The organism is Streptomyces luteosporeus (assembly GCF_039532865.1).
Lineage (GTDB): Bacteria > Actinomycetota > Actinomycetes > Streptomycetales > Streptomycetaceae > Streptomyces > Streptomyces luteosporeus.
This window is the reverse complement of the sequence record NZ_BAAASL010000023.1, coordinates 104,663-121,887: the sequence shown is the minus strand read 5'-3', so window position 1 is coordinate 121,887 and position 17,225 is coordinate 104,663. Positions and strand designations below refer to the sequence as shown.

Below are 17,225 nucleotides of genomic sequence, written 5' to 3'. Positions count from 1 at the left end.
TCATAGTGTTTCGGTGGTCATAGCGTTAGGGAAACGCCCGGTTACATTCCGAACCCGGAAGCTAAGCCTTTCAGCGCCGATGGTACTGCAGGGGGGACCCTGTGGGAGAGTAGGACGCCGCCGAACTTCTTTTGTGAGAAGCCCCGTTGGGAACATGGTTCCCAACGGGGCTTCTCTGCGTTTACGCCGTCTTAGGGGCGGCCCCGCCCCCGCCGTGTCGCTGCCACGCACCAGCGTGCGCAGCGACACGGCGACAGGAGAGAGGTCAGGCGGTTCCCGCCGTGGCCGCCTGGGCCAGCTCGATGTCCAGGGACTCACGGCGGATGCGCTGGTCCGTGTACAGCAGGGCAGTGACGCCGGCCGAAATCGGCAGCGAAATCGTCGCGCCGATTGCCGCCACCACGCCACTCGTGATCAGGAAAGGCCACGAAGAAGCGTAAGCGTCCGTCATGTGGCCGCCATTCGCCACGAATTGAATGGCCGTCACCGGAATCTGAATGATCATTCCGACCAGGGCGACGATGAGTGCTGCCAGCACCTGTATTCCGAAGACGCGCCAGCCGTCGCCCCGGACGAGTTTGACGGCCCGTCGCATTGCCGACGCCACGCCCTGCTTTTCGAGCATGAGGGCCGGCGCCGCGAGGTTGAATCGCGTCCACACCCAGGCGGACCCCGCCAGCCCCAGCATTCCGCCGAGGAGGGTCAGGGACACCCCGATCGGCGTTTCCCCGCCCGCCGCCAGCAGCAGGCCGGGGGCCACGCCGACCGCGCAGGGCAGGAGGATGAGCAACGGCACCACGCAGAACAGCCCGGTCAGCCGCAGGAGTTCGGGCCGGGCGGTGCGCCAGGCGTCGCCGGCCGACGTGGGGCGGCCCAGGATGGCGCGGCTGACGACGACCGTCAGCATGGCCGTGGCGACGATCGAGCCGACGAGTCCTATGAGCGAGGTGAGCGCCAGCTCGGGCACCCTCTCCTTGACCGCGTCCAGGACCTCCCTCAGGGCCGCCTGGGGGTCGCCGGCCTGGCCGGCTTCCGTGGCCTTGCGGAACCAGATGCCCTGGGCGGCCGTGGACACGCCCGTCGTGACGGCGGCGACGGCCGCCGACACCCCGAAGACGGTGCGCCAGTGGCGGCGCATCGTGGCGAAGGCGCCGCCGAGGATCTCGCCCGTGCCGAGGGGGCGCAGCGGGATGACGCCGGGCTGGGGTGCGGGAGGCACCGGAGGGGGCCACGGGGCGGCGTACCGGCCGTTCCCCGGAGAGTCGTACATCTTTGCGTTGCTCCTTCTGCTGCCCGTTGTGCCGTACACCGGCTTTTCGAGCGGTTTGCCGGTGAGCCATCGTGTCAGGAGGACCGGCGAAGCCCGTAAGAGGGAGCCGCCGGAGGAGCCCTTCAATAGTTGGTGTGGCCGGGGCAGACTGGACCAATGGCTGATCAGTACGTGGCATCCGCGTCTGTCGTGGGGTCCGCTCCTGTTGCGCTGCGCTGGGACGAGCCCCCCGAGGGCCCGGTGATCGTCCTTCTGGACCAGCGGCGGCTGCCCGCCGAGGAGGTGGAGCTGGTCTGCACCGACGTTCCCGCACTGATCGACGCAATACGCACCCTCGCGGTCCGTGGCGCACCGCTGCTGGGCGTGGCGGGGGCCTACGGGCTGGCTCTGGCGGCCGTGCGGGGCTTCGACGTGGAGGAGGCGGCGGAGATGCTCTCCGCGGCCCGTCCCACGGCCGTCAACCTCGCCTACGGCGTCGGGCGGGCCCTGACGGCGTACCGGGCGTCCTTGGCGGGCGGGGCGGGGCCGGAGGGGGCCTGGCGTGCCGCGCTGGCGGAGGCCCGTGCGCTGCACCGGGAGGATGCGCAGGCCAGTGCCCGCATGGCGGAGCAGGGCCTGGAGCTGCTGAAGGAGCTGCTGCCCGGCGGGGGCTTCCGGCTGCTGACCCATTGCAACACCGGCGCGCTGGTCTCCGGCGGCGAGGGCACCGCGCTGGCCGTGGCGGGCGCGGCGCACCGGATCGGGGAGCTGCGCCGGCTGTGGGTGGACGAGACGCGTCCGCTGCTGCAGGGCGCCCGGCTGACCGCGTACGAGGCGGCGCGCGCGGGCATGCCGTACACCCTGCTCACCGACAACGCGGCGGGTTCGCTGTTCTCGGCGGGGGAGGTGGACGCCGTGGTGATCGGCGCCGACCGGATCGCCGCGGACGGGTCCGTGGCCAACAAGGTGGGCAGCTATCCGCTGGCCGTGCTGGCCCGCTACCACCATGTGCCGTTCCTGGTCGTGGCGCCCACGACGACGGTGGATCTCACGACGGCCGACGGTGGGGCCATCGAGGTGGAGCAGCGGCCCGCTCTGGAGGTGACGGAGTTCCCCGGGGGGATGCCCGGGGAAGTGCCCGGAAGGGCGGTCGCGCCCCTGGGTACGCAGGCCTACAACCCTGCGTTCGATATCACACCGCCGGAGTTGGTGACCGCCATTGTCACGGAAAACGGCATTGTTTCACCCGTGACGAAGACGGGTTTGGCGGAGCTGTGTGCCAGGTCACGATCGGGTAATGGGATGATGTCGATATGAAGGGACGCGTCCTCGTCGTCGACGACGACACCGCACTGGCCGAGATGCTCGGAATCGTGCTTCGTGGTGAGGGTTTCGAGCCGTCGTTCGTATCGGACGGCGACAAAGCGCTTGCCGCTTTCCGGGAGGCCAAACCCGATCTTGTATTGCTCGATCTGATGCTGCCCGGCCGTGACGGCATCGAGGTGTGCCGCCTGATCCGGGCGGAGTCCGGTGTGCCGATCGTGATGCTGACGGCGAAGAGCGACACGGTCGACGTGGTGGTCGGTCTGGAGTCGGGCGCGGACGACTACGTCGTCAAGCCGTTCAAGCCCAAGGAGCTGGTGGCCCGCATCCGGGCGCGGCTGCGCAGGTCCGAGGAGCCGGCTCCCGAGCAGCTGACCATCGGGGATCTGGTGATCGACGTGGCCGGCCACTCGGTGAAGCGGGACGGCCAGTCGATCGCCCTGACGCCGCTCGAGTTCGACCTGCTGGTGGCGCTGGCGCGCAAGCCGTGGCAGGTGTTCACCCGCGAGGTGCTGCTCGAGCAGGTCTGGGGCTACCGCCATGCCGCGGACACGCGGCTGGTGAACGTGCACGTCCAGCGGTTGCGCTCGAAGGTCGAGAAGGACCCCGAGCGGCCGGAGATCGTGGTGACCGTTCGTGGTGTGGGGTACAAGGCGGGGCCGAGCTGAGATGTCGGGCAACGGCGCCGCTCCGGAGCGCGATGCGGGGCGGCCCGTCGAGGCTCCGGGTGGCATCTCCTTCTTCCGGCGCCTGTGGCGCGCCGGGAGGATGCTCTCGGACGGCGCCGGGGCCGGCCCGGTGCATCCGCTGCTGCGCCTGTACGCACGCTGGGTGAGGCGGCCGCTGCTGCCCGCGATGCGGCTGTGGCGGCGCAACATCCAGCTTCGGGTCGTGGCGACGACGCTGCTGATGTCGCTGGGCGTCGTGCTGCTGCTGGGCGTGGTGGTCATCGGGCAGGTGCGCAACGGCCTGCTGGAGGCCAAGCGGCATGCCTCGCAGAGCCAGGCAGAAGGCGGTTTCAAGGCCGCGCGCGACGCCGCCGACCCCGGGTCTGACCGGGGGCAGGACGCCGCGCAGTCCGGCGGCCGGAGCAATCCCGACTCCGGCGCCTGGCTGACGGGCCTGGTGCAGCAGCTGGCCAGCGGTGGCCAGGGCGTCTACCACGTGGTGGCCCTCAGCGCGGGGGACGGCGACACCTCGTACGTCGGCGGTACGCGTGGCCCGCGGGCCTCGGGGGACATCGATCCGGAGCACAGCGTGCCGGTCGATCTGCGCCGGCAGCTGGACACCCACACGGGGACGTTCGAGAAGCCCGGCACCATCAAGCACAGCGCCTCCGACGAGGGCGAGCCGGCGCTGATCGTCGGCAAGCGGCTCTACGACGTCAACGGCAAGCCGTACCAGCTGTACTACCTCTTCCCCTTCACGCAGGAGGAGAAGTCGCTCAGTCTGGTCAAGGGCACGCTGGCGACGGCCGGCGTGTTCGTGGTGGTGCTGCTGGGCGCCATCGCGTGGCTGGTCGTACGGCAGATCGTCACGCCCGTGCGGATGGCCGCGAGCATCTCCGAGCGGCTGGCGGCCGGCGTCCTGCAGGAGCGCATGAAGGTCACCGGTGAGGACGACATCGCGCGTCTGGGCGAGGCCTTCAACAAGATGGCGCAGAACCTCCAGGTGAAGATCCAGCAGCTGGAGGAGCTGTCGCGGATGCAGCGCCGGTTCGTCTCGGACGTCTCGCACGAGCTGCGCACCCCGCTGACGACGGTCCGGATGGCCGCGGACGTCATCCACGAGGCGCGCGAGGACTTCGATCCGGTGACCGCGCGCTCGGCGGAACTGCTGATCGGGCAGCTGGACCGGTTCGAGTCGCTGCTGGCGGACCTGCTGGAGATCAGCCGGTTCGACGCGGGGGCGGCCGCGCTGGAGGCCGAGCCCATCGACCTGCGCGACGTGGTGAACCGGGTCGTGGACGGGGCGCTGCCGCTGGCCGACCGCAAGGGCAGCCGGATCCTGGTGCGCGGCGCCGAGCAGCCCGTGATCGTCGAGGCGGACGCCCGCCGGCTGGAGCGGGTGCTGCGCAACCTCGTGGTCAACGCCGTCGAGCACGGCGAGGGCAGGGACGTCGTGGTGCGCCTGGCGGCGGCCGGCGGCGCGGTCGCGGTCGCGGTGCGCGACTACGGCGTGGGCCTGAAGCCGGGCGAGGCGACGCGGGTGTTCAACCGCTTCTGGCGCGCCGACCCCGCCCGCGCCCGCACGACCGGCGGCACGGGCCTGGGGCTGTCGATCGCCGTCGAGGACGCGCGGCTGCACGGCGGCTGGCTGCAGGCGTGGGGCGAGCCCGGCGGCGGGTCGCAGTTCCGGCTGACGCTGCCGCGCACCGCCGGTGACAGCCTGCGCGGCTCCCCGATCCCGCTGGAGCCGGAGGACTCCCGGCGCAACCGCGGCGCCGCTGCCGCGAACGGTGCCGCCCAGCCGGCGCAGCCGCCCGCCGGGCCGCCGCCAGGGGCCGTACCGCCCGCGGGCACCGCGCACAGCAGAAACGTACGGCCACCGGTCGATCCCACCGCACTGCCCGGCAGCGGCGCCCGCGTCGTGGCGCGCCCGGGCGGCACCCTGGCCCCCGACCGGGGCGAGGGCGGCTCCGCGGGCACGGCCCCGGACGACGCGCCCGGCGCGCCGGGCGACCAGGAGCAGGACGGCGACGCGGGTACGCCCGGCGAGCAGGCGCCCGGCGGGCGCGAGGACCGGAGGCGGACGTGAGGACAGCGCAGGACCACGCGGGCGGGCGGCGCGGCCGCCCGGCCGCGCGCCTGGCGGCGCTGGCCGTCGGCGGCGCCCTGATCGCCGGGTGCGCCTCGATGCCGGACGGTGGCGAGGTCAAGGCGGTGGACTCCTCGCAGCGGGCCGAGGCCGACGCGCAGGTGCGCGTCTACGGCGTGCCGCCGCGCAAGAACGAGCAGCCGCAGGAGCTCGTCACCGGCTTCCTGGAGGCGACCACCAGCGACGACCCCGACTACGACACGGCACGCATGTACCTGGCCAAGTCGGTGAAGCGGCAGTGGGACCCCTCGGCCCAGACGACCGTCCTCGACCGCACCCCGCAGGTGCGCGTCGAGCGCACGAGCGGCGACCGGGAGGGCGGGTACCTCGTCACCCTCACCGGGCACCAGATCGCGGTCGTCGACGCCAAGCACGCCTACAAGCCCGACGAGCGCGACTACAAGGCGCAGTTGCACATGGCGCGCGAGGACGGGGAGTGGCGCATCGACACCCTCGACGCGGGCCTGGTCCTCGGTGTTTCCGACTTCCAGCGGATCTATCGATCCGTGAACAAGTACTACTTCGCGGAACTCGGTTCCGCCGGCGGGGGTGCGGGCAAGGGCCACGAGGTGCTCGTCGCGGACCCGGTGTACGTGCGCAAGCGCATAGACCCGGTGACGTCGACGGTGAAGGCGCTGCTGGACGGGCCGACGTCGTGGCTGGGCCCGGTGGCCGCCTCGGCGTTCCCGACGGGCACGCGGCTGGAGGACCAGCGCGTGAGCCTCGACGACTCCAACGCGCTGAAGGTGCGCCTGAGCGAGCGGGCCGCGGGCGCCAACCAGGACCAGTGCCTGCGCATGGCCGCCCAGCTCCTCTACACAGTGCAGGAGTCGGCCAAAGTCACCGACGTGACCCTGCAGCGCAAGGACGGCTCGCGGCTGTGCGTGCTGGGGCGGGACGAGGCCCGGTGGTACGCCCCGGCCCTGACCTCCGGGCGGCCGGACCGGCAGTACTTCGTCGACGGCCAGCATCACATGGCGAGCCTGTCCGACAGCGACGAGGAGCCGCACCGCGTCGCCGGGCCGCTGGGCGCCGACGCCGGGGTGCAGCTGCGCTCGGTGGCGGTGGACCGCACCGAGCAGCGCGCGGCCGGGGTCGGTGCGAACGGGCAGTCGCTGTACGTCGCCCCGATGCGCAGCGGGGCGCCCCTGGGCGAGCCCCGGCTGACGGTGCGCGGCGGTACGGGCGCCAGGACCGGGCTCACGGCACCGAGCTGGGACGGCCTGGGCGACCTGTGGGTCGCCGACCAGGACCCGGACCACCCGCGGCTGCTGCGGGTGCCCGGCGGCACCGGCACTCCCGAGGAGGTCCCGGTGCCGGGGCTGGACGGGGGCCGCATCACGGGACTGCGCGTGGCCGCGGACGGGGTGCGGATTGCGCTGCTGGTGACCAAGGGCGACCATACGGCCCTGCGGCTGGGCCGTGTCGAGCGGCGCGGCGGGGCCGCGCGGCCGGGCCTGTCGGTGCAGGAGCTGCGGGCGGTGGCGCCCCGGCTGGAGGACGTCAGCGCCGTCTCCTGGGCGGGCGCGAGCCGCCTGCTGGTGGCCGGCAACGAGCCCGGCGGGCTGCAGCAGCTGCAGTACATCGAGACCGACGGCTCCCAGCTGAACGGCTCGGGCCTGCCGGGCATCACGAGCGTGCGCGGCGTGGCCGCCTCGGAGAATCCGGGCAAGGCCCAGGCGCTCGTCGCCGAGGGCGACGGCGGCATCGTGCGGCTGCTGCCGGACACCAACTGGAAGCTGGTGGGCCGCGACGGCTCGGCGCCGGTCTACCCCGGGTAGCGGCCGTTCGCGCTGCGCAGCCCTGCCGGTGCGGCGTTTGCCCTGCTCATCGGGGGTCTTCCGGTGGTTTTCCACAGGGGTGGCGGGGTCGGCCGGGCCGCGCGAGAGTGGATCCATGCACGGGTTGTGGCAGGAGATCGCCGGCCTGGTGCTGCCGGCGGAGTGCGCGGGGTGCGGCCTGCCGCGGTCCGTGCTGTGCGACAGGTGCCGCGCGGAGCTGTGCGGGCGGCAGCCGGAGCGGGTGTGGCCGCAGCCGCGGCCGGCGGGCCTGCCGCCGGTGCACGCGGCCGCACGGTACGGGGGTGCGGTGCGGGCGGTGCTGCTCGCCCACAAGGAGCGCGGCCGGCTCGGCCTGGCCGAGCCGCTGGGCGCGGCCCTGGCGGGTGCTGCGGCCATGGCCGGTGCAAGGGGCCGGGCCGGCGGAGTACGGGGCCGGGGCGGGCCTTTGCTGCTCGTGCCGGTGCCTTCGGCGCGCCGTGCGGTGGCCGGGCGCGGCCACGACGCCGGGCGGCGGATCGCCCTGGCCGCGGCGCGGGCGCTGCGGGCCGGCGGGCTGCCGGCCCGGGTGGTGCCGGGGCTGCGGCTGCGGCGGGCCGTCGCGGACCAGTCCGGGCTGGGCGCGCAGCAGCGCAGGGCGAATGTGACGGGGGCGATGGGGGTAGCGGCGGGGGTGGAGCGCCTCTGGCGCCCCGGACGGCCGGTGGTGCTGGTGGACGACCTGATGACGACCGGCGCCTCGCTGGTGGAGGCGGCACGGGCGCTCAGGGCCTGCGGCGGGGACGTCGCGGGTGCGGCGGTGGTCGCCGCGGTTCCGAGATTGGCCGGTTTTCACCGGCGAGAGACCGGAACGGATCGTGAACGCCCGGCGTTCCTGAGGGAAACGGCGAGAAAACACCTGAATGGAGGTACGTGGCGATAGGGGGTACCGACGCGCTTCCGAGCGAGATATGTTCGGTTGTGAGGAAGGGCAGGACCTATGCCTGGAATCTCCGATTGGCGCGCTTCGTACGCCTTCGCTGAAGCTTGAAGAAGTTCGCTGACGCCCGAAGAGGCGCGACGCCGGTGGGGTGTAGATCTTGTCGACGGGGGAGGAGGAGGTGAAAACCGCCTAGTCGGTGGCTCCGGACCTCCCCGGGGCCTGATGCAAGAGGGATGCGCTCCGCACCTTCGGCGGAGCGATCCGGGAACGGAGTTCTGCGTGGACATCGTCGTCAAGGGCCGCAAGACAGAGGTCCCCGAGCGGTTTCGCAAGCACGTGGCCGAAAAGCTCAAGCTGGACCGCATCCAGCAGCTCGACGGCAAGGTGATCAGCCTCGACGTGGAGGTGTCCAAGGAGCCCAACCCCAGGCAGTCCGACCGCTCCGACCGTGTGGAGATCACCGTGCGTTCGCGAGGACCGGTGATCCGGGCGGAGGCCGCGGCGACCGATCCCTACGTCGCGCTCGACCTTGCCACCAGCAAGCTCGAGGCGCGCCTGCGCAAGCAGCACGACAAGCGCATCACCCGCCGCAACGGCCGGATTCCGGCAGGCGGCGTCGGCGCGCTGGTGAACGGGGCCGCGGAGCTCAATGACAGGGGTGAGCTGACGACGGAGGGTGAGGGCGAGGTGCCCGTCACCCACATGGGACCGCTGGAGATCCGGGGCGAAGGCCCGCTGGTGGTCCGCGAGAAGACCCACTCCGCGCCGCCGATGTCGCTCGACCAGGCGCTGTACGAAATGGAGTTGGTCGGCCACGACTTCTATCTGTTCGTCGACTCCGAGACCAAGATGCCCAGTGTCGTCTACCGGCGGCACGCGTACGACTACGGCGTCATCCACCTCAACAGCGACCCCTTCTACACCGGAGAGCCCGGTGGGGCCGGCGGTGAACTCGGCGGCTGACGCGGCTTCGTGACGATGCCCTGGGAGCACGGCTCCCGGGGCATCGCCCGTGCGAGGTCGGCCGGGAAAGCACGGGGCGGCGGCGCGGCATGAAATCATGGTCGCGTCCAACCGCGGGTGCGCCGGAACCGGTGGGAACGGCGCAGACCGTGCAACCGCGAAGGGCCATGGCCTTCAGGGGGAGGAACGATGGCGGACAGGTTCGGACCCGTGGCCGGGCCCGGCGAGGACGACGAGGGTGCCCGCGCCGGCCGGGACGCCGCACGCGAGGAGCCGATCCGGGTCCTGGTCGTCGACGACCACGCGCTCTTCCGCCGGGGACTGGAGATCGTCCTCGCCCAGGAGGAGGACATCCAGGTCGTGGGGGAGGCCGGGGACGGCGCCGAGGCGGTGGACAAGGCCGCCGACCTGCTGCCCGACATCGTGCTGATGGACGTGCGGATGCCCCGGCGCGGAGGCATCGAGGCGTGCACCTCCATCAAGGAGGTGGCCCCCAGCGCGAAGATCATCATGCTGACGATCAGCGACGAGGAGGCCGACCTCTACGACGCCATCAAGGCCGGTGCGACGGGCTACCTCCTCAAGGAGATCTCCACCGACGAGGTGGCGACGGCGATCCGGGCGGTCGCCGACGGCCAGTCCCAGATCAGCCCGTCGATGGCGTCCAAGCTGCTCACCGAGTTCAAGTCGATGATCCAGCGCACGGACGAGCGCCGGCTGGTGCCCGCGCCCCGGCTGACCGACCGGGAGCTGGAGGTGCTCAAGCTCGTCGCCACCGGGATGAACAACCGCGACATCGCCAAGGAGTTGTTCATCAGCGAGAACACCGTCAAGAACCACGTGCGCAACATCCTGGAGAAGCTCCAGCTGCACTCCCGGATGGAGGCGGTGGTCTACGCGATGCGGGAGAAGATCCTGGAGATCCGCTGACGCCCGGCTTGCCGGCGGACCGGCGGCCGCCCCCGGCCGCCCTCAGCCCTCCAGGGCCGCCACCAGCGCCGCCGCCAGCCGGGCGTCGTCGCAGCGCTCGACGCGCACGGCGTCGCAGCCCACCCAGCCGGCCGCCTCCCACAGGGCCCGGGCCATGGGCTCGACCGCTTTCGGGCTCTCCATGGACACCTGCCGGGCCACCAGCGTGCGGCCCTCGCGCGCCGGGTCCACCCGGCCCACCAGAGCGCCGCCCGTCAGCAGCGGCATCGCGAAGTAGCCGTGCACCCGCCGGGCCTTGGGCACGTACGCCTCCAGCCGGTGCGTGAAGCCGAAGATCCGCTCCGTGCGCGGCCGGTCCCAGACCAGCGAGTCGAACGGCGAGAGCAGCGTCGTACGGTGCCGCCCGCGCGGCTCCTCGGCCAGCGCGGCCGGGTCCGCCCAGGCCGGCCTGCCCCAGCCCTCGACCTCCACCGGCACCAGACCCGTCTCCCCGATCACCGCGTCCACCTGCTCGGCCTTGAGCCGGTGGTAGTCCGCCAGGTCGGCCCGCGTGGCCACGCCCATCGCCGCACCCGCCTGCGCCACCAGGCGCCGTATGCACGCGGCGTCGTCGAGGTCGTCGTGGAACAGCTCCTGCGGGACCGCCCGTTCCGCCAGGTCGTACACCCGCTTCCAGCCGCGCCGCCGGGTGCACACCACCTCACCGGTGTCCAGCAGCCACTCGACCGCGATCTTCGTCTCGGACCAGTCGTACCACTCCCCGCCGTTCTTGGCGCCGCCCAGCTCCGAGGCCGTCAGCGGCCCCTCGGCCTTCAGCCGCTCGCGCACCGTCGCGCAGGAGCCCTCCGCGTCCGCCATGACGTGCCAGCGGTGGCCGCGCCGGCGGATGGCCCGGCGGCGGAAGGCGAACAGCGGCCACTCCTCGATCGGCAGGATGCACGCCGCGTGCGACCAGTACTCGAAGGCCGCTGCCTCCCCGTCCCCGCTCCAGTACGCCGCCTCCACCGCCTCGCGGCCCACCGCGCCCAGCCGCGCGTACGGCACCAGCTCGTGCGAGCGCGCCAGCACCGAGATCGTGTCCAGCTGCACCGCGCCGAGGCGCCGCAGCACCCCGCGCGTGCCCGCCCGCCGGTCGGGGGCGCCGAGCAGGCCCTGGGCCCGCAGGGCCAGGCGCCTCGCCTGGCCGGCGGAGAGCCGGACCTCGGCCCGGGCGCCGTGCTCGGCGGTGCGTCCGGCGGTCGTACGGGCCTTCGGGCGGGCGGCAGTTGTCATGCCGGCCACCCTAGAGGGGACCACTGACAACGCCGGTGGATCCCGCCTCGCCCTCAGCGGTCGCCCGGGTAGGGCAGATAGGCGGTGGCGCTGGGAATGCCCAGGTCGGAGGGCAGCAGGGAGCCGACCCAGGCGTCCCGGCGGGTCCCGCCCGCCAGCAGGCGCGAGCGCAGCATCCCCTCCATCCGGAAGCCCGCCTTCAGCGCGACGGCGCGCGAGCCCTCGTTCCCGGCCTCGGCGAGCCATTCCAGCCGTTCGACGCCCAGGTCCTCGAAGGCCCAGCGGCACACCTCGCGCGCGGCCTCCACGGTGTAGCCGCGGCCGCGCTGCTCCTTCGCCGTCCAGTAGCCGAGCTCGGCCTCGCGCTCGGGAGTGTTCAGCAGGGCGAGCCGCATCAATCCCATCGCCCCGACCAGGTGGCCGCCGTCCCGGGTGAAGACGCCGAAGTTGTACGCGGTGTCATTGCGCCAGCCGTCCGCGGCGATGCGCTCGACGAACGTGCGCGCGTCCTCCTCCGTGTAGGGGGACGGCACGCGGGTCCAGCGCGGGATCTCCGGGTCCTGGCAGGCGGCGTGCACCGCGGGCACGTCGGCGGAGGTCAAGGGCCGCAGCAGCAGGCGAGTGGTGCTCAGGCGTATGGGCTCCATGAACGGAGTCTAGGAGCGCGCCGCGCCCGGCCGCCGCGAATAAAACGGATGCCCGGCACCTTGGGGGACCGCCGTTCGTTCTCACAGCGGGTGACACCCGGCCTGGGTGGTGACGGACCTCCCGGCCCGGCGGGGTCCTCGCTTACGATGGCCGTTGCGGCGGGGACTGCCCCGTCGTGCCCGCGCACCCCACCGTGCCCAGGCCCGACCGGCAAGGAGCCAGCCTACGTGTCCGTCTTCGGCAAGATCATGCGTGCAGGAGAAGGCAAGATCCTGCGCAAGCTGCACCGCATCGCGGACCAGGTCAATTCCATCGAAGAGGACTTCCTGAACCTCTCCGACGCCGAGCTGCGTGCCCTCACCGAGGAGTACAAGCAGCGCTACGCCGACGGCGAGAGCCTGGACGACCTGCTGCCCGAGGCCTTCGCGACCGTCCGCGAGGCGGCCAAGCGCGTCCTCGGCCAGCGGCACTACGACGTGCAGCTCATGGGCGGCGCCGCCCTGCACCTGGGCTACGTGGCGGAGATGAAGACCGGTGAGGGCAAGACCCTCGTCGGCACCCTCCCGGCGTACCTGAACGCCCTGTCCGGCGACGGCGTCCACCTGATCACGGTCAACGACTACCTCGCCGAGCGCGACTCGGAGTTGATGGGCCGGGTGCACCGCTTCCTGGGCCTGTCGGTGGGCTGCATCCTCGCCAACATGACCCCGGCGGAGCGTCGCGAACAGTACAACTGCGACATCACGTACGGCACGAACAACGAGTTCGGATTCGACTACCTGCGCGACAACATGGCGTGGTCGAAGGACGAGCTGGTGCAGCGCGGGCACAACTTCGCCATCGTCGACGAGGTCGACTCCATCCTCGTCGACGAGGCCCGTACGCCGCTGATCATCTCCGGCCCGGCGGACCAGGCCACCAAGTGGTACGGCGACTTCGCCAAGCTGGCCACCCGCCTGACCAAGGGCGAGCCGGCCAACCCGCAGAAGGGCGTCGAGGAGACCGGCGACTACGACGTCGACGAGAAGAAGCGCACGGTCGCCATCCACGAGGCCGGCGTGGCCAAGGTCGAGGACTGGCTGGGCATCGACAACCTCTACGAGTCGGTGAACACCCCCCTCGTCGGCTACCTCAACAACGCCATCAAGGCCAAGGAGCTCTTCAAGCGCGACAAGGACTACGTCGTCATCGACGGCGAGGTCATGATCGTCGACGAGCACACCGGCCGCATCCTCGCCGGCCGCCGCTACAACGAGGGCATGCACCAGGCGATCGAGGCGAAGGAAGGGGTGGACATCAAGGACGAGAACCAGACCCTCGCCACCATCACCCTGCAGAACTTCTTCCGCCTCTACAACAAGCTCTCCGGCATGACCGGTACGGCCATGACCGAGGCCGCCGAGTTCCACCAGATCTACAAGCTCGGCGTCGTGCCCATCCCGACGAACCGCCCGATGGTCCGCAAGGACCAGTCCGACCTGATCTACCGCACCGAGGTCGCCAAGTTCGACGCGGTCGTCGAGGACATCGCCGAGAAGCACGCCCTGGGCCAGCCGATCCTGGTCGGCACCACCTCCGTGGAGAAGTCCGAGTACCTCTCCCAGCAGCTCGCCAAGCGCGGGATCCCGCACGAGGTGCTCAACGCCAAGCACCACGAGCGCGAGGCCCAGATCGTCGCCCAGGCCGGCCGCAAGGGCGCCGTCACCGTCGCCACCAACATGGCCGGCCGCGGTACCGACATCAAGCTCGGCGGCAACCCCGAGGACCTCGCCGAGGCGGAGCTGCGCCAGCGCGGCCTCGACCCCGAGGAGCACATCGAGGAGTGGGCCGCCGCGCTGCCCGCCGCCCTGGAGAAGGCCGAGGCCGCGGTCAAGGCCGAGAACGAAGAGGTCAAGGCGCTCGGCGGCCTGTACGTCCTGGGCACCGAGCGCCACGAGTCCCGCCGCATCGACAACCAGCTGCGCGGCCGTTCCGGCCGCCAGGGCGACCCGGGCGAGTCCCGCTTCTACCTGTCGCTGGGCGACGACCTGATGCGCCTGTTCAAGGCCCAGATGGTCGAGCGCGTGATGGCCATGGCCAACGTCCCCGACGACGTGCCGATCGAGAACAAGATGGTCACCCGCGCCATCGCCTCCGCCCAGTCCCAGGTCGAGCAGCAGAACTTCGAGACCCGCAAGAACGTCCTGAAGTACGACGAGGTGCTCAACCGCCAGCGCGAGGTCATCTACGGCGAGCGGCGCCGCGTCCTGGAGGGCGAGGACCTGCACGAGCAGGTCCAGCACTTCATGGACGACACGATCGACGCCTACGTCCAGGCCGAGACCGTCGAGGGCTTCGCCGAGGAGTGGGACCTGGAGCGCCTGTGGGGCGCCTTCAAGCAGCTCTACCCCTGCCGGGTGACCATCGAGGAGCTGGAGGAGGCGGCCGGCGACCGCGCCGGGATCACCGCCGAGTTCATCGCCGAGTCCATCAAGGACGACATCCGCGAGCAGTACGCGGCCCGCGAGGAGCAGCTCGGCTCCGAGATCATGCGTGAGCTGGAGCGCCGCGTCGTGCTGTCCGTCCTGGACCGCAAGTGGCGCGAGCACCTCTACGAGATGGACTACCTCCAGGAGGGCATCGGCCTGCGGGCCATGGCCCAGAAGGACCCGCTGGTGGAGTACCAGCGCGAGGGCTTCGACATGTTCACCGCCATGATGGACGGGATCAAGGAGGAGTCGGTCGGCTACCTGTTCAACCTGGAGGTCCAGGTCGACCAGCAGCTGGAGGAGGTCCCCGTCGAGGAGGCCGCCGGGCCGTCCCTGCAGAAGGTCCAGGACACCGTGCCGGCCGCCCGCCCGGAGATCCGCGCCAAGGGCCTGGACGCCCCGCAGCGGCCCGACCGGCTGCACTTCTCCGCCCCCACGGTCGACGGCGAGGGCGGCCTGGACGAGCGCGACGAGGAGATGCCGGAGTACCGCTCCGAGGCCGACGGCCTCACGCGCGCCGAGCGCCGCAAGGCCCAGCGCAGCGGCGGCGGCCGCCGCCGCAAGAAGTAGCGGCACACAGCAGGAGCGGCACGCTTTTCCGCGGGGCGGGACACCGGCAGGTGTCCCGCCCCGCGGGCGTCACCGGGCACGGACGCCGCCCAGCTCCACCGCGGCGCACCGCCAGCGCTCGTCGGGGCACCGCTCCAGCCGGAAGGCCAGCGCCTGCAGCCGGTCGCCCGTGGCGATGCGGGCGAACGCCTCGATGACGCCCGGCCGTGGCTGGAACTCGTCGCAGTGGCGGACGTAGGGGGCCGCCCGGTGCGGTGGGACCGGCCGCAGGGGCGCGGCGGGGGCCAGCTCCGCCAGCTGGTCGTACGCCCGGGGCAGGGCGTGGCCGAGCATCCAGTGCACCGGCCGCTGCCCGCTGAGGGTGAGCAGCAGCCGCTCGGCGAACCAGAAGCGCGGGTGCCGCGCGGCGGGCTGCCGGTACCGGGCGGCGAGGCCCGCGCCGGGGCGCCGGGAGTCCGTGCGGCGGGTCTGCGGGCGCGGCGGCCGGCCTGCCGCCGGCTGGTTCGGCTGACTCCTGTGCACGCGAATCTCCCCCGTCGTGGCCGGGCCCGGCGTCGGATACCGGGCGGTAGCGTCGGTCGACGGATCTTCTACCGGCGGTTTTCCCGGACGGGCAAGGAGGTGCCCGGGGCCGGCCGCACCCCGTGGGGGTTCACCTATCCGGGCGAGCGGCGGCCCCGCGGGCGGGCCGCGGGCCGCTCGGCGCGCAGAGCGGCGCCTTCGCCCACAGACCCACCGGCAGCTCGAAGGGGGACTCCACGCCCGTATGCTGGCAGCACTGTCCGTAAGTCCTCCGGAACCACGAAAGCGGCGGTCATGCGCGTCTACGTCCCCCTGACCCTCCCCTCCCTCGCCGAGGCGCACGAGGCGGGTCACCTGGGCCCGGCCCCGCTCACCGCCTACGCCGTCACCCCCGCCCTGCGCGAGTGGTACGTCTCGGACGACATGGAGGAGCTGGAGTACGCCGCGCTCGGCCGCGCGTGCCTGGCCTCGCTGCGGCAGCTGGCCGCCGACCCCGCGGCTCCCCGCCGCCGCGTCGTCGTCGCGGTCGACGTGGCCGACGCGGCCGTGACGGCCGTCGCGGACCGGGGCCCGGAGCAGCCGGCCCTGGGCGAGGTGCGGCTGGCGCAGACGATCCCGCTGCGCAAGGCGGCCTCCGTGCACGTCGACGCCTCCGACGCCGAGGAGGACGTGGCCGCCGCGGCCGCCGCCCTGGACGCGGCCGAGAAGGGCGACGAGGACGCGCAGTTCACGGTCGACGGCGCCGAGGACCACGACCTGATGTGGTTCGGCGTGCAGGAGATCCCCAACCTGGTCTGAGCCCGGCGGGCGCGTTGTCGTACCCCCCGGGTACGGTCTGGGGGCATGGGGATGCACAGCACAGGGCGGCGGTCGGCCGAAGGGGCCCCGCACATCGTCTGGGACTGGAACGGGACGCTCTTCCACGACATCGACGCGGTCATATCGGCCACCAACGCGGCGTTCGCCGAGATCGGCCTGGCCCCGATCACCCTGGCGCGCTACCGCGAGCTGTACTGCGTGCCGATCCCCCGCTTCTACGAGCGGTTGCTGGGCCGGCTGCCCTCCCAGGCCGAGTGGGACCACATGGACAGCGTCTTCCACCGCCACTACGTCGACCACCACATACGCTGCGGCCTGGCCGACGGCGCCGAGGCGCTGCTGGCCGGGTGGCAGGAGGCCGGCCGCACCCAGTCGATCATGTCGATGTACCAGCACGACGACCTGGTGCCGCTGGTGCGGGGCTTCGGCATCGAGCGCCGCTTCGTCCGGGTGGAGGGTCGTACCGGTCCCTCCGGCGGCAGCAAGGCGGAGCACATGGTGCGCCACCTCGCCGGGCTGGACGGCGTCGGGGCCGGGCGCACGGTGGTCATCGGCGACGCCGTCGACGACGCGGTCGCCGCGGCCCGCGTGGGTGCGCGTGCCGTGCTCTACACGGGTGGTTCGCACAGCCGCGAGAGCCTGGCGGCCGCCGGGGTGCCGGTGGTCGACAGCCTGGAGCAGGCCGTGGCCGAGGCGGAACGGCTCGTGGGCTGAGGCGCGCTGTCCACAGCGTCAAAGTTCGGTGGCGGGATTTGTACGAAAGCAGCTCGTGACGTCAGCCAGGGAAAGAGCGATAGCCTTACCAGGTGATCAGCGCGATATCCGGCAGGGGCGACGGCGCCTCTGACCTGCCCCCGGGCCGCCACCGCGCCCGGGTCGCCGCCGATCGTCGGAACCGGTCGTTCCAGGTGTGCCCCGGCACGCCCGCCGAGTTTTCGCGGAAC

14 protein-coding genes and 1 rRNA gene are annotated in these 17,225 nt (G+C 72.3%); 11 read left to right on the top strand and 4 right to left on the bottom strand.

What is annotated here, in order from left to right:
• Positions 1 to 9: 9 nt before the first annotated feature.
• Positions 10 to 126 (top strand): 5S ribosomal RNA (rrf, locus tag ABD361_RS25840).
• 139 nt (positions 127 to 265) lie between these two features.
• Here the strand turns inward: rrf and ABD361_RS25835 are convergent.
• Positions 266 to 1,270 (bottom strand): DUF7847 domain-containing protein, encoded by a 1,005-nt coding sequence (locus ABD361_RS25835; RefSeq protein WP_344438499.1) that lies wholly within the window; start codon positions 1,268 to 1,270, stop codon positions 266 to 268.
• A gap of 156 nt (positions 1,271 to 1,426) precedes the next feature.
• Between ABD361_RS25835 and mtnA the strand changes: the two genes are divergently transcribed.
• The 7 genes from mtnA to ABD361_RS25800 all read left to right on the top strand — a co-directional run bounded on the left by mtnA (position 1,427) and on the right by ABD361_RS25800 (position 9,982).
• Positions 1,427 to 2,566 carry an S-methyl-5-thioribose-1-phosphate isomerase gene (gene mtnA, locus ABD361_RS25830; protein ID WP_344438497.1) on the top strand — a complete coding sequence of 380 codons (1,140 nt, stop codon included), beginning with the start codon at positions 1,427 to 1,429 and terminating at the stop codon, positions 2,564 to 2,566.
• Positions 2,563 to 3,240 (top strand): two-component system response regulator MtrA, encoded by a 678-nt coding sequence (gene mtrA / locus ABD361_RS25825; RefSeq protein ID WP_344438496.1) that lies wholly within the window; start codon positions 2,563 to 2,565, stop codon positions 3,238 to 3,240. Before mtnA ends, mtrA begins: the two co-directional genes overlap by 4 nt.
• A 1-nt stretch (position 3,241) precedes the next feature.
• Positions 3,242 to 5,329, top strand: coding sequence for an MtrAB system histidine kinase MtrB (mtrB, locus tag ABD361_RS25820; RefSeq protein WP_344438494.1), 2,088 nt, complete (start codon positions 3,242 to 3,244; stop codon positions 5,327 to 5,329).
• Positions 5,326 to 7,170, top strand: a complete 1,845-nt coding sequence (locus tag ABD361_RS25815) for an LpqB family beta-propeller domain-containing protein (protein WP_344438492.1) — start codon at positions 5,326 to 5,328, stop codon at positions 7,168 to 7,170. The genes mtrB and ABD361_RS25815 overlap by 4 nt, the downstream gene beginning before the upstream one ends.
• A 115-nt stretch (positions 7,171 to 7,285) precedes the next feature.
• Entirely contained in the window at positions 7,286 to 8,089 is an 804-nt protein-coding gene (locus ABD361_RS25810) for a ComF family protein (RefSeq protein WP_344438490.1), read from the top strand.
• Between the two features lie 279 nt (positions 8,090 to 8,368).
• Entirely contained in the window at positions 8,369 to 9,052 is a 684-nt protein-coding gene (gene hpf / locus ABD361_RS25805) for a ribosome hibernation-promoting factor, HPF/YfiA family (RefSeq protein ID WP_425583322.1), read from the top strand.
• Between the two features lie 189 nt (positions 9,053 to 9,241).
• A complete protein-coding gene (locus ABD361_RS25800; protein ID WP_344438486.1) occupies positions 9,242 to 9,982 on the top strand; it encodes a response regulator in 741 nt (246 codons plus the stop codon).
• 42 nt (positions 9,983 to 10,024) lie between these two features.
• On the opposite strand, the gene ABD361_RS25795 is transcribed toward ABD361_RS25800, so the two are convergent.
• A complete protein-coding gene (locus ABD361_RS25795; RefSeq protein WP_344438485.1) occupies positions 10,025 to 11,254 on the bottom strand; it encodes a winged helix-turn-helix domain-containing protein in 1,230 nt (409 codons plus the stop codon).
• Positions 11,255 to 11,307: 53 nt separating this feature from the next.
• Positions 11,308 to 11,901 (bottom strand): GNAT family N-acetyltransferase, encoded by a 594-nt coding sequence (locus ABD361_RS25790; protein ID WP_344438483.1) that lies wholly within the window; start codon positions 11,899 to 11,901, stop codon positions 11,308 to 11,310.
• Between the two features lie 228 nt (positions 11,902 to 12,129).
• On the opposite strand from ABD361_RS25790, the gene secA reads away from it, so the two are divergent.
• A complete protein-coding gene (gene secA / locus ABD361_RS25785) occupies positions 12,130 to 14,940 on the top strand; it encodes a preprotein translocase subunit SecA (protein ID WP_344438482.1) in 2,811 nt (936 codons plus the stop codon).
• Between the two features lie 69 nt (positions 14,941 to 15,009).
• Here secA and ABD361_RS25780 read toward each other — a convergent pair whose 3' ends face one another.
• Positions 15,010 to 15,462: an Rv3235 family protein gene (locus ABD361_RS25780; protein WP_344438481.1), complete on the bottom strand. Its 453-nt coding sequence runs from the start codon at positions 15,460 to 15,462 to the stop codon at positions 15,010 to 15,012.
• Positions 15,463 to 15,756: 294 nt separating this feature from the next.
• Between ABD361_RS25780 and ABD361_RS25775 the strand changes: the two genes are divergently transcribed.
• Both ABD361_RS25775 and ABD361_RS25770 read left to right on the top strand, forming a co-directional pair.
• Positions 15,757 to 16,260 (top strand): DUF6912 family protein, encoded by a 504-nt coding sequence (locus ABD361_RS25775; protein ID WP_344438479.1) that lies wholly within the window; start codon positions 15,757 to 15,759, stop codon positions 16,258 to 16,260.
• Between the two features lie 51 nt (positions 16,261 to 16,311).
• Positions 16,312 to 16,995 carry an HAD family hydrolase gene (locus ABD361_RS25770; protein ID WP_425583323.1) on the top strand — a complete coding sequence of 228 codons (684 nt, stop codon included), beginning with the start codon at positions 16,312 to 16,314 and terminating at the stop codon, positions 16,993 to 16,995.
• Positions 16,996 to 17,225: the final 230 nt, after the last annotated feature.